This window comes from Alteromonas infernus (assembly GCF_902705815.1).
Genome location: NZ_CACSIG010000017.1, coordinates 201,809 through 221,095, shown reverse-complemented (window position 1 = coordinate 221,095; position 19,287 = coordinate 201,809). Strand labels below are relative to the sequence as shown.

The window sequence follows — 19,287 nt, the reverse complement described above, 5'->3', positions numbered from 1 at the left end:
TTTGAAGAATATTTACTAGGATAAGGGGTAGAAATTAAACCTTTGTTATGAAATGAAGGGGCCTTCGCACTTTGCTGTACACTAAAAAACCAACAATGACCAGTAAAACGCAGGCAATAAAAAACCCGGCATAAGCCGGGTTTTTGCAATACAAAAAACGCAAAAATTAACGTTTTGAGAATTGTGGACGCTTACGCGCTTTGTGAAGACCCACTTTCTTACGTTCAACGCGACGTGCGTCACGAGTAACGAAGCCAGCTTTACGAAGTGCTGGACGTAGTGCTTCATCATACTCCATAAGAGCACGAGTAAGACCGTGACGGATTGCGCCCGCTTGACCGTTAGAACCACCACCTTTTACAGTGACGTAAACGTCAAACTTTTCAGCCATTTCAACAAGTTCAAGTGGCTGACGAACAACCATGCACTCTGTTTCACGACCAAAGTACTCGTCAAGAGCGCGTTGGTTTACTTTAATGCTACCTGTGCCTGGACGTAGGAACACACGAGCAGTAGAACTTTTGCGGCGGCCTGTGCCGTAGTATTGAGTATCTGCCATGTTAATAGCTCCTTAAATGTCCAAAACTTGTGGTTGCTGTGCTGCGTGAGAGTGTTCTGCACCAGCGTAAACTTTCATTTTACGGAACATTGCGCGACCTAGAGGGCCTTTTGGCAACATGCCTTTAACTGCTTTTTCAAGAACCATTTCTGGCTTGTGAGCAATTAGTTTTTCGAAGTTTGTCTCTTTAAGACCACCTGGGTAACCAGAGTGCGCATAGTACATTTTGTCTTGCGCTTTACGGCCTGTTACCGCAACTTTTTCAGCATTGATTACGATGATGTAATCACCAGTGTCCACGTGAGGCGTGTACTCTGGCTTGTGCTTACCACGAAGGCGTAGTGCGATTTCAGAAGCCAAACGGCCTAGAGTTTTGTCTGTGGCGTCTACCACATACCAGTCACGTTGTACCGTTTCTGGCTTAGCAACAAAAGTTTTCATTTTCAAATTCACCCGAATAATATCGTCGTTACTGATTTCTGAACACCAGAAATCACCTTAAAATCAACACAAAGACCCCTTCGAGCCGGCTGATTCTTCCACCTTCCCAAAGGTGGGCGTAACTGGGCAGGGCGCGAATTATACAGGAATTGACATAAATGCGAACCCCTAAGAATAAAAAATATGGATAAAATTTGGTCATGGAAAAATCACATAAAAATCTATGACCACTTTAACCATTCTACTTAGCGTTGACGAGACAACAGTTGAGCACTAATCAGTGTTTAACGTTCGCAGAAACGGGAAGTAAGTAAAGAAAGCTGGCTAACTAACAAATAAGCTTTCGTAACTTTCACTAAAACAGTAACTTGTCTGCCCGCACAATAGAGTTCTTAAGGTTTTCTTAAGTTTTCTGGTATACACTTTTACGGATCTCATATCGTCGAGTGTTTGAATGCGAATATTATTGGTTGAAGATGACAGGCCTTTATCTGATGCGTTAGCCTTGTCCCTTAAAAATGCAAACTATGCTGTTGACTGCGTTTATACAGGTGCAGACGCAATGACAACCCTTAGTATCGGGCAAACCGATATCGTTGTTCTTGATTTAGGCTTACCCGATACAGATGGTTTGAATGTGCTTAAATCGATACGCAAAAAGAATGCGACACTCCCGGTATTAATTCTTACTGCACGAGATAAAGTATCCGATAAAATCTCTGGGTTAGACGCAGGTGCTGATGATTATTTACCAAAACCGTTTGAAATTGATGAACTACTCGCCAGATTACGCGTTCTTGAACGCCGCCTAGGTACGGCTTCTCAAACAATTATTACGATTAAAAATGTGAGTCTTGATACCGCACACCACACGTTGACAATCGATAATGAGACCATCCACTTACCGAGACGCGAGCTTATGGTACTTAAAGCGCTTGTAGAAAATGCCGGGCGCGTATTGAGCAAAAATCAACTCGAAAACAAACTTTATGAATGGGGCGAAGAAGTAGCAAGTAACACAATAGAGGTTCATGTGAGTCATTTGCGAAAAAAAATGCCTGATAATTTTATCAAAACCATTCGCGGCGTGGGTTACTGTATATCTAAATCGGGAGAATGAGTTGTCGTCTATTCGCCGTTTTCTAATCCTTACACTAATCAGTGCTCTCGTATTGGTGATTTTTAGCGCAGCCCTTCATGGCTATCGCGCGACTCTAAATATCTCAAGTGCACTTTTAGACGACGAATTGATTGAACTCTCCCACGCCATTGCTTACTTCGATAGTAATCAACAGGAAGAAGAGCATGAACTGTTGTTTCAGATTTGGAAGAGGGGCGAACTAATAAGCACCTCTTCGGCTGAACTCACTACCCCAATAGCCGCCTTCACACCCGGTTTTTCTGAAGTCAACGCGTTAGGCACTCGTTGGCGTGTGTTTGCTAAGTACCAGGAACAAACTGCCACTTGGTACATGGTCGCCCAGCCGGTAAGCAACCGCTTTATGCTTACCGATTCACTCACCGTAGCGGCCATTACCCCTTTCATATTGAGTGTGCCTTTACTCGCTCTTATTCTGTTCTTTGGCATAACATGGGGCTTGTCACCTTTAAAACATTTATCTAGATTGCTAGCAAAGCGAAAAGGAAACGACTTTTCTGTCATTGCACTGCACAGAGAACCAAGTGAACTTACACCTGTGGTTTCCACACTGAATACCATGTTCAATCGTCTTAACGCTGCATTTGAGCGTGAACAACAGTTTGCTTCCAATGCGGCGCACGAACTTAGAACGCCTTTAAGTGTTATGAAAATCAATATTCACAACATCGCAAACGAATTGGGCGAAAAGGGTGAAGCACTTAAAACACTTAAGGCTGATACTGACAGAATGATCCACGCAGTAAACCAGTTTCTCTTGCTAACGCGAACAAGCCCAGAGACCTTTGTTGAACAACGAGAGCCTATTAATGTGCACCATGTCGCTCAAGAGGTTATTAGTGACCTTTATGGAAAAATAGAAAATAAAGCACAGGAAATTGCGCTGGAAGGAGATGAGGTTTGGCTTCAAAGCTCGCAGTTTATGCTATATACGCTGCTTCAGAATTTGGTAAGTAATGCGAGTAACTATTCGCCTAAAAATGCGCAAATTTTAATTAAAGTAGAATGTCATCACCGTGGTGTCTCATTAAGTGTATGCGATTCTGGCCCTGGCATTCCCGCTGATCAACGACCTGAGGTTATAAAACGGTTTCAAAGGGGGCCTACGAGTAAACCCACTTCGGGGAGTGGACTAGGTCTCGCAATTGTTGCGCAAGTTGTTGCTTTACATAATGCAGAACTGACACTGCACGAAAGCTCGATGGGCGGTTTAGAAGTAAGGGTGAATTTTTCAAATGACTTCGTACTTTAAGTCATCCCTTGCCTTTGCCTTTTTTGCCTGCCACGTACCAAGTGCCTGGGCGCTACCTGAGGTTGTAGTTGAAATTAAATCACATTTGTTTTACCCCCAAGAAGTCACTGTTCCAGCTGGGCAAAAGGTAAAACTTACTTTTATCAACTTTGACAATACACCAGAGGAAATCGATAGCTTCTCTTTAAACAGAGAGAAAGTGATATTTGCAAATAGCAGAGGCACCATATTTATCGGACCGCTCACACCAGGAGAATACCCCTTCTTCGGAGAATTTCATCCCAACACCGCAGTGGGTAAAGTGGTAGTGAAAAGCGCAGAGGACAATCAATATGCTCATTAATACTGTTGTGCTTTTTCTGCGTGATACGTTACCTATTTTCTTACTTATTAGCGTGCTGTTGGCCCTACCTCGCGTTTCCGCGGTCACTCTCTTATGGCGTTTGTTTGCGCTTATATTTATCGCATTATTGACCTATCCAAAGCTGGGCGTGGTGTCAGAATTTTACGAAGGCGCAGGATTTGAACTTCTTAAGACGTTATTATTTTTTATTGCGTGGATTGGCATGTGCTTTCTCGCGTCATCCGGCACATCGAGTTCATCATTGCTTAGCATTGGAATCTCGCTGCTCGTATTGGGCATTGGATTACCCAATTCGCTGCACTTTTTAGTTTACTTCATCTCTGAACTGACGAGAAACAGCGATAGCACCTTGCTATTTCTGGGAACCACTATTGGGCTTGGTATAAGCATCAGTATTGCTATCTTGCTCAATATTTTTCTCACTCAATTTGTTAGTTTAAAAACAACGCATTTCTTTGTTTCTGTTTTTGTTGCAGCGCAGGCAGCCAATATCGCTTTATTATTGGAGCAAACCGATACGTTTCCCTCGCCAAACCAACTTTGGGATAGCAGCGAAATTGTGAGCGATAACAGCGAATACGGGCACTTGCTTAACGCGCTTGTTGGCTATGAAGCCACGCCCTCTTTAAGTTATATCGTTGTCTTTTTGATTGCTTTGATTGTCCCTAATCTCATCACCTTTTTGTGTATAAGACAAAGGTCTACCCCTCTCAAGGAGGCCGCATGTTAAAACGTGCTTTTTTCTCCTTAATCACGTTTTTGTTACTGTTTGCCAGTCAGGCACGCGCAGATAACTTTACCGTCGATAAGGTATATCATCCTTACGTTCTGCCGTTTGAGCGAGAATTCGAATGGCGCCTAACATCGAGACAAAACGACGATGGAAATGTACTAATGCAACGTTTTTCATTCGGGCACGCACTTTCCGAATTTTTAATTTTAGAGGCCTATGTGGTAGGAGCGCGTGATGAGAATGAAGATTTTCGCGTAGAGGGTTACGAATTAGAACTACGTTGGATGATGACCGAACAGGGACAGTATTGGGCTGACTGGGGCACATTGTTTGAGCTTGAAAAACAACACAATACTGATGACTGGGAAGTAAAGGCTGGCTTGCTGACTGAAAAAGAGTTTGGTCAATTTAGCCTTACCACCAACATTACCGTCGTTTATGAATGGGGCGAAACGGTTGCTAACGAATGGGAAAGCGAATTTAAAGCCAAGTTTAGATACCGCTGGCTTCCCGAAATACAGCCTGGCGTTGAAGTTTATGTTGCTGAGGATTTTATTGGCGTAGGTCCAGCTTTCATGGGCATAAAGCGTTATGACAGACAGAAGCAGCTAAAGTGGGAACTGGGCTTTATAGCTGGACTAAACGGCGACAGTAAAGATCACACACTTCGCATGTCGTTGGAATACGAATTCTAGTGTAAGTTTGTACTTTAGCGCCCAACTTAAGCTTCCCTTAAGGTTCGACTTATAAAGTGCACGTCATTCGATGATTTACCAAATATTCTTATGCGCCAGTTTGACGTCAGTGTTGTTTTACCTGCTAAAAATGAAGCCAAAAACCTTTCTGCTTTGTTGCTAGAAATTTCAGAGGTGGTCCCTAATGCAACAACAGAAATTATTGTTGTAGATGATGGTAGCAGCGACGAATCTCTATCCTTACTGCGTAACCTTTCAAGCACCTTGCCGGTAAGTTGTCGGGTCATCGTCCATCCTATGAGCTGCGGTCAAAGCACGTCCGTTTTTCACGGTGTTTTGCAGGCAAAAGGAAAGTGGATCATCACCCTTGATGCTGATGGGCAAAACGATCCTGCTGATATACCGCGACTTATTCGCGCAGCTAAAGAAACTAACGCAGCGCACTTCTGCGTTATCGGACATCGTAAGAAGCGAAAAGATACCCCGTGGAAGCGATTTCAGTCTAAAGTTGCCAATCGTGTTCGCCAGTGGATCCTACAGGACGACACACCAGACACGGGCTGTGGCTTGAAGCTACTCCCAAGAAGCACCTTTTTACTTTTACCCTACTTTGACCATATGCACCGATATATTCCCGCTTTAACTAAAAGGCTTGGGGGAAAGGTGGTATGTGTATCGGTCAATCATCGCGCGCGTTTAGAAGGTAAATCAAATTACACAGCGTGGAATCGTGGCTGGGCAGGGATCATCGATATGCTTGGCGTCAGATGGCTAATGTACAGAAACAAGCTTAATCACATTGTCAGCGGAATGGGTCATGAAGACTAATATCCGCCGCCTCAAAAGCGTCATACAGTTTTTCATCGGGGCAGCTAGCATCGCGCTTATCTGCTATGTGTCGCTAGAGGTCACTGGTGAAGTATGGAAGCACGGTGATGATACAGATTGGTTGAATGCCTATATTTCAAATTTAAATTGGCAATCGCTGTGCATGATACTGGGTGGTTGTGTTGTACTTTTAACCATGGGTTTTCCCCGTCAGGCTGTCAGTTTTTTTTGCGGAGTGGGCTTTGGCGCATTGCAGGGAGGATTAATTGCCTTGTTGCTAACGGTATTGTCTGCATGTGTAGCCTACGCATTAGCAAATGGCCCTCTGCGCTCACTCGCCGTCCGTCTTTTAGGTTCAAAATTAAAACCTGTTGAAAACAAACTGGCCAAGCGAAGTTTTCGCAATGTGTTAATTGTTCGTTTATTCCCTGTAGGCTCAAACTTAATCACAAACGCCGTCGCGGGTGTGCTAAGCGTTCCGTTTGTCCCGTTTATTCTGGCAAGTGCAATCGGCTTTGCGCCTCAAACTTTTTTGTTTACCTTGCTTGGAAGCGGTTCTCGATTTGTCAGTTCCCTTGAACAGCCTTTACAAATTGGTGGCTTAATCATTAGCCTTCTTCTACTTCTATCCTTATCAGGCATTTCTCGTAGGAGTGAGCCGTCGTGAGGCTTGTGCTTAATTCAAATAGCCATGCATCTACCCTGTTCTTTTTTGCCTGTGCTCTGATATTTGTTGGTCTGGGTTTCAGAGATGCTTGGCCCCCCGATGAGCCTCGATTTGCCTTGGTCGCAAAAGAGATGGTGAACAGCGGACAGTGGCTTGTGCCCATGCGCGGTGGCGAAATTTATCCAGACAAGCCTCCTGTGTTTATGTGGTGTATTGCCTTCTTTTACCTTATAACGGGTAGCCTGAAGGTGGCTATGCTCCTGCCTAACGCTATCGCAAGCCTTGTCACTTTGGGGTTAACCTACAAGCTATCGCTAAGACTTGCCAGTGAAAAAGCGGCAATGTTGAGTATGCTCGTACTTCTACTGAGCCCTCAGTTTCTTATTCAAGCCAAATTTGCTCAAATAGATGCCCTTGTCGCCTGCTTTATCTGGATTAGCGTCTACGGACTCATTCAGCACTTTTATGTGCATGTTAATTGGCGGTGGTACTTTGCAGCATGGTTCTTTATGGGGCTTGGGATCATAACCAAAGGCGTTGGCTTTTTACCTGTTCTTTTATTTATCCCCATTGCATTTTTCGCATTTACCAGCGGCTCACATCGCGGCAAGTGGTCATTGCGCATGTTGTTTGGCCCCTTAGTCATGCTATCAGTTGTGGCGATGTGGCTTGCACCTCTACTTTATCTTGGTTTGATAAAACAAGATCCTCAAATACAACAATACTTGTCGAACATTTTGTTTAAACAAACGGCTGAGCGATATGCCAATGCCTGGCACCACATAGAGCCCTGGTATTACTATATTGTTGAAGTTATTCCTGTATTTTGGATAACTCCAATTGCCATACTTGTATCAAAAGCTAAGTCGTTAAAAGATGCACTTACTCACAACCACGCTTACTCATCCTTGTTGATATGGGTAATATTGGTTGTCATTTTCTTTAGTATCAGCCCAGGTAAACGTGGTGTTTATGTTCTACCGGCACTGCCTGCGTTGAGTATGGTTGCAGGCCTGGTACTTGCGAATTCAACTGTATCAAGAGGGTTGGTGCTTTTTGCGCGCGCAGTTACTTCGTTAATCTCTGCCGTTTTATTGATTGCTGGCTTAGCACTGCTATTTCACGAGCCCACCGCTGTTAAGCTGATGACGCGCTTTGACAGCGACAGCGAAACCCTTGTTCGTTTAAGCATAGTATTACTTGTACTCGGTTTCGCTGGGCTTTGTACTCATATTGTCTACTATGTTTACAATAAAAAGCGCAACGCAGGGGATGGAGAATTACTCGCCCGCCAATTACTGGCATGGCTTTTCATTTTAACTGTAATTCCTTCAACATTCGGTGCATGGCTGCTAAATGACTACCGTACTCCCCGTATAGTCCTTCAAAATGCAGAAAGCCAAATAAGTAATATGTTGACGAAGGATTCAACTGCCTTCGAGGTAGGGATAGTCAGCTTTAAAGAACAGTATTTGCTTTATTCACCCTTTGAAATGGCTCATTTTGGTTACCATACCCCGAAAGAAGTAGAAAACGGTACAGCGTGGGCTTGGCTGGCTAATACTTCCGAGCCTTCCCGCGAGCAGACAAAGGTTTCAGGCCAGCGGGTTAGACCGCCAATGCGTCAACGCTTTTTGTTAGTTCCAAGTGACTACAAATTTCAATGTGCAGACTTATCACAAGCCACTTCACTGGGCGTAGTCCACCGTGACGAATGGTTATTGCTTCCTGCCACTGCTGCGAGCGCTACCTGTGATTTACCGGCTAACGGCCCAGTTTTTAATAGCTATGACGGCTCAAGCGATTAATTAGCTTGGGCGTTCTTAACATTTTGTACTGACATTTATAAAAGTTTTTCCCACTTAAGGTTCTCTTAAGGTCTCGCGTAAATACTCATAACATCGCAAAACCAATGAGCATGTTTATGAGTCACGTTTTAGCTTCAGTTTCAACCCAGTTTGCTGGTCAGCAATCTGCGATTGTCTCAAAGAAAAAGCCCACTATAACCTTTATCGCGGCAAAACATGGACATAATGCCCGCCGCCGTATTGAAGCGTTTATTGCGAGTGGTTTTAAAGCTCATTATAACGCACGAGTGACTTCCTTTATGCCTATGCTGTTTGCTCTTGACGCTAAGGGAGTTAAAGCCGCCGCAGGCGCAAGGTTTGCCGCCTATGATGGTCAGTATAATTCGCTTTTTATAGAGCAATACCTTAGTACTTCGGTAGAAACCGCCCTCACCTTACAAGGGGTAACCGTAAACAGAGCGCATATTGCTGAAGTTGGAAACCTTTTTAGCAGTGCATCGCGCTATACCCTCCCCTTGTTATTTGCCCTGTTCTTCGTTTTAAAACGATGTGGTAGCAAATATCTGGTTTTCAGCGCGACCTCACAGCTCACCTCTTTACTCTTGAGCGCGGGTATTCAACTCCTCCCCCTTGTTAAAGCCGATGTATCAAAACTTAAAGGGAATAGCGATGACTGGGGTACCTATTATGACACCGCACCTCAAGTTACTGCCCTGTCGCTAAATCACGTAACCCAACACATAATTGGCAGCCCTGAACTTAATGCTCATTACCAACGTGCAATTGAGCTTATTTGCGCAAATGTGGATGCGTTAACGCAAAGTATCTGCACAAAAAAGGAAACGGCGTATGTTGCTTAATCAGTATATAAATGGGCACGATAATGACGTTGCGCTTAAATGCACACACGGTTCAATAACTTACCGCGCCCTTTTGAGCGCCGTCGAGAACCTCGCAAGCTGGATAACAAACCACAATGCCGAGAGGGTGGGCATTGCCTTTGACAATAGCTTTGCATGGGTGATTGCTGATTTAGCCTGCCAACAGGCTGACGTCTGCTGTGTCCCAGTTCCGTTATTTTTTAGCGCTTCCCAACAAGAACATGTATTAAATGAGAGCCAGTGCCACTTTTTATTGACCAATCGCGGTGGTGAACTAAGTGAATGGAGTGAGTCACCGATTGTTATTGATAGCGAAAACGACATTGTCGCTCATCCACTCAAACATGACTCTCGTGTATACACACCTGTAGGTACTAACAAAATAACCTTTACTTCTGGCTCTACGGGCTCACCGAAAGGCGTGTGCCTGTCAACTGAATCGCAATGGAAAGTTGCCCATTCTATTGAGCGTGCTGTTCAACCAGAAATAGTGAACCACCTGTGTTTACTGCCATTGTCCACCCTACTTGAAAATATTGCAGGTGTTTACGCCCCTCTGTACCACGGCGGCACGGTTTATTTAGCCACAGCATCTGAGCGCGGATTTCAAGGGAGCAAACTCGTCAATCCAAACGCGCTGCTGTCACTGATAGACCGCGTTCAACCAACGTCTGTGATCTTGGTTCCCGATTTGCTAATGGTGCTAGTACAGGCATGTAATCAGGGCTGGACACCACCTTCATCACTAATGTTCATTGCTGTTGGCGGTGCACATGTAGCGCCCACTTTGCTGGCGCAAGCTCAAGCGAAGGGACTACCTGTATTTGAAGGTTATGGCTTATCTGAAGCGGTATCAGTATCAACATTGAATACGCCCACTTGCAATACGATGGGCAGTGCCGGAAAAACGCTTGGTCATAATCAACTGCACATCGAAGAGGGTGAAATCGTAGTCACAGGCAACCACTTTTTGGGCTATCTGAATCAACCTTCCTCATTTTATCCGAACCAGGTCAGAACCGGCGATTTAGGCGTTTTTTCTGACAACACACTTACGCTGAATGGGCGTATAAAAAACATAATGGTGAACAGCTTTGGCAGAAATGTATCGCCAGAGTGGATTGAATCTTTATTGCTGGGAACAGGACTGTTTAGACAGGCTTTGGTGTATTGCGAAGCTAAACCATACTGTGTCGCGCTCCTCGTACCCGCTTCCAATACTATTTCTAATACACAGATTCAAAGCACCGTGGCGCTTATCAATAAGCAGTTACCTGACTATGCGCAAGTAGTTAATTTCGCCAACATCGGTCTTTGCACGCCAGAAAACCAACTACTTACCCCAACGGGAAAACTGAAACGTGACGCAATAATTACCCGCTACGCGACAGACTTAGACATGCTCTACCAGAGCCAAGATCAACACCAGCAATGCGTTCAAAGCACAACAGCATTTTCTTCTCAATTTGTTATCAAGGAATAATTTATGAATTTCTATCAGCAACTTCAAAGCAACACCGAACATGCCAGACAGTCATTCTTACAGGCGCCGATTATACAACGCTGCTTTAACGGTGATTTTAACCTAAACGACTATATTGCCTTTCTTCAACAGGCCTATCATCACGTTAAGTTTACTGTTCCACTGCTTATGGCTACAGGTGCCAAACTCAACGAAGATAAGGAATGGCTAAGAGAAGCAATTGGTGAATACATTGAAGAAGAAATGGGTCACCAGGAGTGGATCCTTAACGACCTTGCAGCCTGTGGCGTTGATAAAGAAAAGGCGAGGAATAGTCAGCCTGCACCCGCCACCGAATTAATGGTTGCCTATGCTTTTGATGCAATAGCTCGCAAAAGTCCACTGTATTTCTTCGGCATGGTATTCGTTTTAGAGGGCACAAGTATCGCGCTTGCCGACGCCGCTGCAAAACAAATCAAAGACAAGTTATCACTGCCTAAATCAGCGTTTAAATACCTTACCTCTCACGGTGCGCTAGACCAAGAGCACATTGTTTTCTTTGAAGGGCTTATGAACAAAATTACCGCCCCCAAAGAGCAACAAATGATCATTCACAGCGCGAACATGTTTTATCGCTTATACGGAGATATCTTTCGCGAATTAACACCCGAACACGGCTTGGAACAGGTTGCTTAAATTCAAGGGTTTACCTCTGGTGCTTATCTCCTGAGGTAAACGGCTAACACGTTAAGGTAAATACAATGAATATTGAGTGGCGTAATCAAGTGGTGCTTCTTACAGGTGCTACTGGCGGTATTGGTAAAGCAATAGCCAAGGCGCTTGATGAAAAAGGCGCGCACATTATCCTAACTGGCAGAAGTAAGGCGAAGCTCGAACAGCTGCAACAAAATTTAACCCTTCATCATACCGCCGTTATGGCTGACATTACGTCAGATGAAGGCAGAGATAGAGTAGTAAGTGCCTGCCAACGACTTCCTTTAAGTATTCTGGTTAACAATGCCGGCATTACCTATGTTGGCGAGTTTGTGGGCACCCCTATCGAGTCGATTGTGTCGACAAATATGCTGGCACCCATGCTACTAACCCAACGCCTGCTGCCGTTACTAGAACGTAGACCGTCTGCGCACATTGTGAATGTAGGCTCTGCTTTTGGAGGTATCGGTTTTGCTGCGCACGGAACCTACTGCGCAACTAAATTCGCGTTGAAAGGCTGGACGGAAGCCATGCACAGAGAATTCAGCGATAGCAAAATCAAATTTCATTATCTAGCGCCACGTGCAACGCGCACCGACATAAACGACCAACGCGCTATTGCGCTAAACGACGCATTAGGCAACCAGACAGACGAGCCTGATGCAGTAGCACAAGCATTTATTAAACAGTTAGAAAACAATTTGCCAAGAGTGGCGCTAGGACGTGCTGAACGCTTTTTTGCCAAACTTAACGCGCTAGTTCCCAGTGTTGTTGACAACGCGTTGGCAAAAAAACTTCCAATAATTAAACGCTATGCCTTTCAAAAATCGCGATCACAAGACAAACAAACCAGCGCTCAAAACGATACCCGCCTGGGTAATAAGCTGATTTAACACGAGGACATTACTATGAAGAAATTAACCACGCTTAGCACCACGGTAATTCTAGGACTCGGTCTGGCATTAAGCCATACGGCTATGGCTCAAGCTAACGAGGTCACAGAAAGTACAGCGCCGACATCTGCCTTAAGTGAAACAGCAACCAACCCGTTAAAGACACTTCAGCATCAGTGGGCACATATTAACTATGAACTTGATGATGCAGAAAAGGAAAAAGCATTCGTCGCCCTTATTAATACCGCTAAATCTTTCGTTAAGGCAGAACCCAACAACCCTGAACTATTGATTTGGCAAGGCATAATTCAATCCAGTACAGCCGGTGCCAAGGGCGGACTTGGTGCTCTGGACTTCGCAAAGGATGCTCGTAAGAGTTTTGAACAAGCAATGCGATTGGACGAAAACGCACTCTCTGGCTCTGCGATGACCAGTCTAGGTGTGCTGTATCATAAACTTCCGGGCTGGCCTATTAGTTTCGGTAGCGACAAAAAAGCTGAGAAATTGCTAAAGCATGCGCTTGAAATAAACCCTGACGGAATAGATCCCAACTATTTCTACGCGGAGTATTTATTCGATAACGGTAAATATGACGAAGCCCTTAAATTCGCCAAAAAGGCGCAGGTCGCTCCAAGTCGTGCAGATCGCCCTCTTGCAGACTTAGGTCGCAAAAGAGAGATCGCTTTATTGGAAGCGAAAATAGCGAGAAAAAGTTAGTCACCCCAAAGGTATACAGGGAAAGGCAATGCTCTTATTGCCTTTCCATTTTCAACAAGTATTAGATTTTCACTGCAAATACCGTTAGATTAGCCGCCGATTCAACGATAATTCATGAAATTACTAACAATTTCTTCGAGTTATCTCGTTTATTCCTAACTACTTCTATTTTATAAAGGCGACTTTTCATGCAGAAAAAGAATTTCTTCTCTCCTTTTCTATTCATCCTTATTACTACGTTGTCGATATCTACGGTTCATGCAAGCACCCCTGATTTACTACCGTTACAACACGCGTGGGCAAAAGCGAACTATAAGCTTGAAGGTAAAGCCCAATTAGAGGCATTTTCTGCACTGATTGCGCAGGCGAAAGTGTTAGTCGAGCAATCAGAAAATAGCGCTGAAGCACTGACCTGGCTAGCTATCTCTCAATCAAGTACTGCAAGTGCGAAAGGCGGTTTAGGTGCCCTGGACTTTGCTGAAAGTGCGAAGGAAAACTTAGAACGTGCCATTGAAAAAGAGGAAGCGGTATTAGAGGGGACGGCACTCACTGTATTAGCGGCACTTTATCATAAAGTACCAGGCTGGCCAGTTAGCTTTGGAAGCGATAAGAAAGCAAAACAATTATTTAAGCGCGCATTGGAAATTAACCCAGAAGGTATGGACCAAAACTTCTTTTATGCTGAGTTTCTTTTCGACGATGGTGAATACGAAGAAGCCCAAGGTTTTTTAATCCGTGCTCAAAACGCGCCTGAAAAAGCCAACCGCCCTCTAGCCGATAAAAAACGCAGAGAAGAGATTGCTATACTTCAGGCAAAATTGGATAAAAAAGCATAGTATCATTTGCTTTATGCGGGGCTATCGCGCGTCGCTTATGAGTTCGAAATAAGCAACATCCTCGCTTTTTGCGTGTAGAAAGGTGAATTTAACGCCTTTCTACATAAACAGCACATACATAGGTGGCACTTATCCTCATGTATAAATTGTAAACAGTTCTCATTCGGTATCAGCACTCCTATTATGAAAGAAAAAAGGAGTGGCCCAATGCCTAAAATCCCACGTTCCTCAGACAACGACTATACCGATGACATGAGCCGAACACGCCGCGAATTTATTGCGCGCGAAACCGGCACTCAGCTAAACCACTTAGGACACTATTCCATACCGCCCGAAACCTTGTCGGGAAACATAGAAAACTTCGCAGGCGTTGCACAGGTTCCTATCGGCTTTGCAGGCCCGATGCTAGTGAACGGAGAGCACGCCAAAGGCGAGTTCTACGTTCCAATGGCCACAACAGAGGGTACACTAACAGCCAGCTACAGTAGAGGCATGCGCTTAACAAGAGAGGCTGGGGGCATAACTACAACAGTCATTGATGATGCCATGCAGCGAGCGCCTATGTTCGCGTTTTCTAACGCCAGAGAAGCCCTCGAATTTGGCAAATGGGTTGAGCAAAACTTTGAAGCCATCAAACGCGCCAGTGATAACACCACCAGCGTGGGCAAACTAAGGGATATCGAGCAGTACGCTGCGTCTAAGCTTCGCTGGCTAAGATTCAATTTCACCTGCGGCGATGCGGCTGGTCAGAACATGGTAAGTAAAGCCACTAAAGCGGGTTGTGAGTGGATACAAGCGAACTACCCTCGCCCTATCGAGCACTTTGTACTGGCCGCTAATCTTGATACCGATAAAAAGCACTCTCACTTAAACTCGCTGCATACCCGCGGAAAGCGCGTTGTATCAGAAATAACCCTGCCAAAAAAACTTATGACGGACATTATGCATTGCCCGCCAGAAGCATTATTTAAACAGCGCCAGTATTCAAATATGGGCGCACTAATGGCAGGTAGTGTTAATAACGGTGCCCACTTCGCTAACGGCATCACCGCCATGTTTATCGCTTGCGGGCAAGATGTTGCTAACGTAGCTGAGTCGTCAGCGGGCTTCACCTACGCCGAGATCACGCCAAATGGTGACTATTACTTCTCGGTCACCATTCCATCGTTAATCGTTGCTACCTATGGTGGCGGGACGGGTCTGGCTACACAAAACGAATGTTTAAGCGTACTTGGCTGTACACAAAGAGGTAGCGTGAATAAGTTTGCTGAAATTGTTGCGGCGACTGTGTTGTGCGGCGATCTGTCTTTGGGTTCTGCTGTGGTCGCGGATGAATGGGTGAGCAGTCACGAGCGACTAGGTAGGAACCGTTAGAACTAGCAGGTTAGTCGCAGCACGATTACCGTCAAGAAAGGGAAAGCATGCGTGAGCAAAGATTTAGTGGGTACTGATAACAATACTAAACGGCTGACATACTGGGGCGTGTAACCACAAAGTACGCGCCTACTCCCATAAACATCGCAATGCCTATATAAGCGGGAATGGGCATAGATGCAAATAGACAAACAAGAATAAAGCTTATCAACATGCTGCGCAGCAGGCAATGCATTTCACTTTTTTCGATATTGCCCCGTGCTTGCGCCACGCAACCAGACTCGGGCCGTATTTGGGGTGCTGAATTAGCCAACTTTCAAGGCGCGGTGAAGATTTTGTAAAACAGAAAAGCGCACCTATTAAAAATACCGTTGTCGGCATTACGGGTAAGAAGGCACCAATAATACCTAAACACGTTAAAAACAGCCCTAACGATAAATATAGTACTTTTTTCATAAAACAGTCACGCCCAATCCAGTCCAACTCCGTGGTAAGTGTTATGACACAACACCGGCTACGCACATTTCCAACGTGCTATTTTTATACACAGATTATAGACAAAATGGATCTACATCCCTTTGCCATAAATCAAACCTACTTAATAACCATACGCCAAAATAAAGAAGTTTCCATCTACATTAGGCTAATTCGGTAGGGTTAGCATTAACCCATAGCGCATCTCAGCATTGCACTACGGGTTTACTGGCATGAAAAATGACGAGTGAGTTTATGAATAAGGTGTGTTTTTAGTTCGCAAGACGTGCAAATCACTTAGCACTTGAAGACTGCTTGACCTGCTGCCACAAAGCTTCCATTTCATCTAAGGTCAATGCGTCAAGCGTCTCGCCTTGCTTTGCCGCCAAACGCTCTACACCTTTAAAACGGTTAGCGAACTTGTTACTGGCGTTTCGAAGTGCGGTATCAGCATCTACCTTGCAGTGTCTTGCTAAGTTAACCATAGCAAAAAGTGCATCGCCAATTTCTTCTTCTATGGCATTTTGATTGTCGTGAATCGCTTCGCCATCGGACGTGCTATTGACATGCTGCGACGCTTTTTCGGCAGCGGTTTCTGCTCGCTGCTTATAATCTAATTCTAGCTGAATCTCTTCCACTTCCTCGCGCACTTTATCAATTACAGGTGCGACATCAGCCCAGTCAAAACCTACCTTTGCACAAGCTTTCTGTAGCTTTTGCGCATACATGAGTGCCGGCATGCCTTTGGGAACGCTGTCGAAAATACTGGTTTCTGCGGCTTGAACACGCTGCTCAGAACGCTGCTTTTTAAGCTGTTTTTCTTGGGCTTTAATCGCATCCCACTGTGCGTTTAAGGCAGTGTCGCTGAGTCTTGCTCGCTGAAGCGCTTCGCCGCCCTTTTCACTGCCTTTCCCATCATCGACAGACTGCGCGCCAAAAACATGCGGGTGGCGACGCACTAGCTTGTCGCTAATGCTTTGCGCTACATCGTCAAAAGAAAATGCGCTAGACTCACTGGCGATCTGCGCGTAGAACACCACTTGAAACAGTAAATCACCCAACTCATCTTTAATGTCGTGCATATCACCGCTGGCTATAGCATCAGCCACTTCATAGGCTTCTTCTATGGTGTAGCGAGTGAGGCTTTCCATGGTTTGTTTTACATCCCACGGACACCCAGATTCCGGGTCGCGCAGCTGCCTCATAATTTCAAGCAGCCGCTGCATTTCACCAAGGCTAGCTTTGCTTGCGTTTTGCATCAGTAATGCCTTTAAGCTGTCTTAATCTTGTCAGCACTTTCGATACCGTTTCTAAATCCTGCACTTCAATGGATATCGTGATAAGCGCCGTTTGCCTGTTTTTATCACTTAAGCTATTAACCCCTAGTAGCGGGACGTTTTCATTGGCAAGCACAGTGGTAATGTCACGCAGTAAACCATTTCTATCATGGCAGAATATGTCTATGCCGGTTTCAAACCCTACTTTAAGCTCTTCTGACCAGTTAACCTCTATCTGACGCTCAGGGTGCTGTGACAACAAGTTCTGCAGCTGATCGCAGCTTTCTTTATGAACGCTAACTCCTCGCCCTTGCGTGATGTAGCCTAGGATAGGCTCGCCGGGCACAGGCTTACAGCAATTGGCTAATTGGCTCATTAAGTGGCCCACGCCCTGTACGACCACCGCATCTTTTTTGCCCGTCCCCGCTGCCGTTTTACGGGTTTTCACCTTAGGACTTATTTCTGGTTCTGGCGCTGGCGGTTCCTGAAGGTGATGGATAAAGTTAATCACTTGCATAACCCGCACGTCGCCCGCGCCTACGGCAGTATATAAATCGTCAAGCGTTTGCAGATTAAACTTCTCGACAGCCTCGTGTGGCACTTTGGCGGGTAAATGGGCCCGCTGTAATTCACGCTCTAAAAGCTCTTTACCTGCAGCAAGGTTTTTGTCCCTGTCCTGCTTTTTAAAGTACGAGTGAATAGTGGCTCTAGCCCGTGATGAGTGCACGTAGCCGAGGCCGGGGTGCATCCAATCTCGACTAGGGTTTGGCTCTTTACCCGTAAGCACTTCTATTTGATCGCCGCTTTGCAGCAAATAAGTAAAGGGCACTATACGCCCATTCACTTTAGCGCCAATGCAGCGGTGGCCCACATTACTGTGAATGTAATAGGCAAAATCAAGAGGCGTAGCACCTTGTGGCAAGTCAATCACATCCCCTTTCGGCGTAAACACATACACCCGGTCGTCGAACACTTGGCTGCGAAGCTCTTCAACTAAATCGCCAGATTCAGCCACTTCCTCTTGCCACGCGAGTATGCGACGTAACCAGTTTATGCGCTCGTCATAGCCCGACTGTTTACCCGTGCTGCCTTCTTTGTACTTCCAGTGGGCCGCCACGCCTAGCTCTGCGTCCTGATGCATTTTCTGAGTGCGAATTTGAATCTCAACCGACTTACCTTCAGGCCCAACGATAACGGTATGAATCGACTGGTAACCATTGGGTTTTGGGGTCGCGATATAATCGTCGAACTCGTTAGGTAAATGCTTGTAGCTAGCATGCACCGTTCCTAGCGCTGCGTAACAATCCTGTAGCCGCTCGGCAATAATGCGCACCGCGCGAATATCAAATAGCTGTTCAAACGTAAGCCGTTTTTTCTGCATTTTTTTCCAAATGCTGAAAATATGCTTAGGTCGACCGTATACCTCAGCACGGATTTGCTCTTTGTCTAGCAGGCCTTGAAGGTCGTCAACAATAGCATTGATGTATTCGGCGCGTTCTCTACGCTTTCCGTCTAACTGCTTTGCGATTTGTTTATAAGTAATAGGGTGCAAGTAGCGAAAGGCGAGATCTTCAAGTTCCCACTTTAACTGGCCAATGCCTAGGCGGTTTGCCAACGGGGCGTAAATGCTAGCGCATTCTCGAGCCACCATTACGCGGGTTTCTTCGTCCGCTTTTTTAACCTGTTGCAGCGCGCAAATGCGCTCGGCCATTTTAATAACCACCGCACGCACGTCTTCAACCATGGCAAGCAGCATGCGGCGAATGCTGTCAATGTGCTGTTCGTCTGACTTTTCTGCAAACCCAGACCCGTTTACTTTGCGGGCATGTAAAGACTTAATAGCGTCCATTCTGCGCACGCCAACAACCAGGTCGCGAATTTCGCCGCCGAATTCTTCATGAATGTCGTCTTCGCTTAGCGCGTGCTGTTCGCAATAAGGAAATACTAAGGCGGCCTGAAGCGTCGCGTCGTCCATATTGAGCTGACACAGAATCTCTACCATTTCCTGACCGACTAACAAGCGCTCAGGAATAGACGATACAGCGCTAAGCTTGTCTTTCGTTTCTGCGTGTAAATTCAGGCTGTCTAGCCACGCTTCGAAGGGTGGCCGGTCGGCTTCGTGGACCTTTCTTGTCGATACCATATCCGTTACT

The 19,287-nt window shown here is 45.5% G+C and carries 19 protein-coding genes and 1 pseudogene; 15 read left to right on the top strand and 5 right to left on the bottom strand.

Translation table 11 applies throughout. The features are described from left to right. Nucleotides 1-166: 166 nt before the first annotated feature. A complete protein-coding gene (gene rpsI / locus ACX5J7_RS04775) occupies nt 167-559 on the bottom strand; it encodes a 30S ribosomal protein S9 (RefSeq protein ID WP_015066273.1) in 393 nt (130 codons plus the stop codon). Between the two features lie 12 nt (nt 560-571). Further along, a complete protein-coding gene (gene rplM, locus ACX5J7_RS04770; RefSeq protein WP_012517329.1) occupies nt 572-1,000 on the bottom strand; it encodes a 50S ribosomal protein L13 in 429 nt (142 codons plus the stop codon). Between the two features lie 454 nt (nt 1,001-1,454). On the opposite strand from rplM, the gene ACX5J7_RS04765 reads away from it, so the two are divergent. The 15 genes from ACX5J7_RS04765 to ACX5J7_RS04695 all read left to right on the top strand — a co-directional run bounded on the left by ACX5J7_RS04765 (nt 1,455) and on the right by ACX5J7_RS04695 (nt 15,383). Then, the gene (locus tag ACX5J7_RS04765; protein ID WP_012517328.1) at nt 1,455-2,120 is read left to right on the top strand and encodes a response regulator; all 666 of its coding nucleotides are present in this window, start codon (nt 1,455-1,457) and stop codon (nt 2,118-2,120) included. 1 nt (nt 2,121) lies between these two features. Further along, nucleotides 2,122-3,411 (top strand): sensor histidine kinase, encoded by a 1,290-nt coding sequence (locus tag ACX5J7_RS04760; RefSeq protein ID WP_024015746.1) that lies wholly within the window; start codon nt 2,122-2,124, stop codon nt 3,409-3,411. After that, nucleotides 3,395-3,754, top strand: a complete 360-nt coding sequence (locus ACX5J7_RS04755; protein ID WP_012517326.1) for a cupredoxin domain-containing protein — start codon at nt 3,395-3,397, stop codon at nt 3,752-3,754. The genes ACX5J7_RS04760 and ACX5J7_RS04755 overlap by 17 nt, the downstream gene beginning before the upstream one ends. Continuing rightward, on the top strand, nt 3,744-4,505 hold the full coding sequence (locus ACX5J7_RS04750) for a hypothetical protein (protein WP_012517325.1): 762 nt from the start codon (nt 3,744-3,746) through the stop codon (nt 4,503-4,505). The genes ACX5J7_RS04755 and ACX5J7_RS04750 overlap by 11 nt, the downstream gene beginning before the upstream one ends. Continuing rightward, nucleotides 4,499-5,203 (top strand): hypothetical protein, encoded by a 705-nt coding sequence (locus ACX5J7_RS04745; RefSeq protein ID WP_012517324.1) that lies wholly within the window; start codon nt 4,499-4,501, stop codon nt 5,201-5,203. The genes ACX5J7_RS04750 and ACX5J7_RS04745 overlap by 7 nt, the downstream gene beginning before the upstream one ends. 90 nt (nt 5,204-5,293) lie before the next feature. Next, complete coding sequence (locus ACX5J7_RS04740) at nt 5,294-6,031, top strand: glycosyltransferase family 2 protein (protein ID WP_012517323.1); 738 nt, start codon at nt 5,294-5,296, stop codon at nt 6,029-6,031. Then, entirely contained in the window at nt 6,021-6,698 is a 678-nt protein-coding gene (locus ACX5J7_RS04735; protein WP_020745386.1) for a TVP38/TMEM64 family protein, read from the top strand. Before ACX5J7_RS04740 ends, ACX5J7_RS04735 begins: the two co-directional genes overlap by 11 nt. Next, a complete protein-coding gene (locus tag ACX5J7_RS04730; RefSeq protein WP_012517321.1) occupies nt 6,695-8,506 on the top strand; it encodes an ArnT family glycosyltransferase in 1,812 nt (603 codons plus the stop codon). The genes ACX5J7_RS04735 and ACX5J7_RS04730 overlap by 4 nt, the downstream gene beginning before the upstream one ends. Before the next feature lie 116 nt (nt 8,507-8,622). Continuing rightward, nucleotides 8,623-9,366, top strand: a complete 744-nt coding sequence (locus tag ACX5J7_RS04725) for a thermostable hemolysin (RefSeq protein ID WP_024015743.1) — start codon at nt 8,623-8,625, stop codon at nt 9,364-9,366. Then, complete coding sequence (locus tag ACX5J7_RS04720; RefSeq protein ID WP_498706276.1) at nt 9,356-10,870, top strand: AMP-binding protein; 1,515 nt, start codon at nt 9,356-9,358, stop codon at nt 10,868-10,870. Before ACX5J7_RS04725 ends, ACX5J7_RS04720 begins: the two co-directional genes overlap by 11 nt. Nucleotides 10,871-10,873: 3 nt before the next feature. Continuing rightward, a complete protein-coding gene (locus ACX5J7_RS04715) occupies nt 10,874-11,545 on the top strand; it encodes an iron-containing redox enzyme family protein (protein ID WP_012517318.1) in 672 nt (223 codons plus the stop codon). 65 nt (nt 11,546-11,610) lie between these two features. Continuing rightward, nucleotides 11,611-12,456, top strand: a complete 846-nt coding sequence (locus tag ACX5J7_RS04710; protein WP_287149782.1) for an SDR family oxidoreductase — start codon at nt 11,611-11,613, stop codon at nt 12,454-12,456. Between the two features lie 15 nt (nt 12,457-12,471). After that, a complete protein-coding gene (locus tag ACX5J7_RS04705; RefSeq protein WP_024015740.1) occupies nt 12,472-13,173 on the top strand; it encodes a tetratricopeptide repeat protein in 702 nt (233 codons plus the stop codon). Nucleotides 13,174-13,361: 188 nt separating this feature from the next. Beyond that, complete coding sequence (locus tag ACX5J7_RS04700; RefSeq protein ID WP_012517315.1) at nt 13,362-14,009, top strand: tetratricopeptide repeat protein; 648 nt, start codon at nt 13,362-13,364, stop codon at nt 14,007-14,009. A gap of 207 nt (nt 14,010-14,216) precedes the next feature. After that, nucleotides 14,217-15,383 carry a hydroxymethylglutaryl-CoA reductase gene (locus tag ACX5J7_RS04695; protein WP_014975708.1) on the top strand — a complete coding sequence of 389 codons (1,167 nt, stop codon included), beginning with the start codon at nt 14,217-14,219 and terminating at the stop codon, nt 15,381-15,383. An 85-nt stretch (nt 15,384-15,468) separates the two neighbouring features. On the opposite strand, the pseudogene ACX5J7_RS04690 reads toward ACX5J7_RS04695, so the two are convergent. The 3 genes and pseudogenes from ACX5J7_RS04690 to relA form a co-directional block, all read right to left on the bottom strand. Then, a pseudogene (locus ACX5J7_RS04690) lies at nt 15,469-15,839 on the bottom strand (YbaN family protein). Nucleotides 15,840-16,150: 311 nt separating this feature from the next. Continuing rightward, nucleotides 16,151-17,116 carry a nucleoside triphosphate pyrophosphohydrolase gene (mazG, locus tag ACX5J7_RS04685; protein ID WP_020742924.1) on the bottom strand — a complete coding sequence of 322 codons (966 nt, stop codon included), beginning with the start codon at nt 17,114-17,116 and terminating at the stop codon, nt 16,151-16,153. Beyond that, nucleotides 17,094-19,277 (bottom strand): GTP diphosphokinase, encoded by a 2,184-nt coding sequence (gene relA / locus ACX5J7_RS04680; protein WP_020742923.1) that lies wholly within the window; start codon nt 19,275-19,277, stop codon nt 17,094-17,096. Before relA ends, mazG begins: the two co-directional genes overlap by 23 nt. Nucleotides 19,278-19,287: the final 10 nt, after the last annotated feature.

Excerpts from the sequence above, each read along its gene's own strand:
- ACX5J7_RS04765 (WP_012517328.1), top strand. The coding sequence starts at position 1,455 with ATGCGAATATTATTGGTTGAAGATGACAGGCCTTTATCTGATGCGTTA.
- ACX5J7_RS04755 (WP_012517326.1), top strand. The coding sequence starts at position 3,395 with ATGACTTCGTACTTTAAGTCATCCCTTGCCTTTGCCTTTTTTGCCTGC.
- ACX5J7_RS04705 (WP_024015740.1), top strand. The coding sequence starts at position 12,472 with ATGAAGAAATTAACCACGCTTAGCACCACGGTAATTCTAGGACTCGGT.
- ACX5J7_RS04700 (WP_012517315.1), top strand. The coding sequence starts at position 13,362 with ATGCAGAAAAAGAATTTCTTCTCTCCTTTTCTATTCATCCTTATTACT.
- ACX5J7_RS04750 (WP_012517325.1), top strand. The coding sequence starts at position 3,744 with ATGCTCATTAATACTGTTGTGCTTTTTCTGCGTGATACGTTACCTATT.
- ACX5J7_RS04735 (WP_020745386.1), top strand. The coding sequence starts at position 6,021 with ATGAAGACTAATATCCGCCGCCTCAAAAGCGTCATACAGTTTTTCATC.
- ACX5J7_RS04725 (WP_024015743.1), top strand. The coding sequence starts at position 8,623 with ATGAGTCACGTTTTAGCTTCAGTTTCAACCCAGTTTGCTGGTCAGCAA.
- rplM (WP_012517329.1), bottom strand. The coding sequence starts at position 1,000 with ATGAAAACTTTTGTTGCTAAGCCAGAAACGGTACAACGTGACTGGTAT.
- relA (WP_020742923.1), bottom strand. The coding sequence starts at position 19,277 with ATGGTATCGACAAGAAAGGTCCACGAAGCCGACCGGCCACCCTTCGAA.
- mazG (WP_020742924.1), bottom strand. The coding sequence starts at position 17,116 with ATGCAAAACGCAAGCAAAGCTAGCCTTGGTGAAATGCAGCGGCTGCTT.
- ACX5J7_RS04745 (WP_012517324.1), top strand. The coding sequence starts at position 4,499 with ATGTTAAAACGTGCTTTTTTCTCCTTAATCACGTTTTTGTTACTGTTT.
- ACX5J7_RS04695 (WP_014975708.1), top strand. The coding sequence starts at position 14,217 with ATGCCTAAAATCCCACGTTCCTCAGACAACGACTATACCGATGACATG.
- ACX5J7_RS04710 (WP_287149782.1), top strand. The coding sequence starts at position 11,611 with ATGAATATTGAGTGGCGTAATCAAGTGGTGCTTCTTACAGGTGCTACT.
- ACX5J7_RS04740 (WP_012517323.1), top strand. The coding sequence starts at position 5,294 with ATGCGCCAGTTTGACGTCAGTGTTGTTTTACCTGCTAAAAATGAAGCC.
- rpsI (WP_015066273.1), bottom strand. The coding sequence starts at position 559 with ATGGCAGATACTCAATACTACGGCACAGGCCGCCGCAAAAGTTCTACT.
- ACX5J7_RS04720 (WP_498706276.1), top strand. The coding sequence starts at position 9,356 with ATGTTGCTTAATCAGTATATAAATGGGCACGATAATGACGTTGCGCTT.
- ACX5J7_RS04715 (WP_012517318.1), top strand. The coding sequence starts at position 10,874 with ATGAATTTCTATCAGCAACTTCAAAGCAACACCGAACATGCCAGACAG.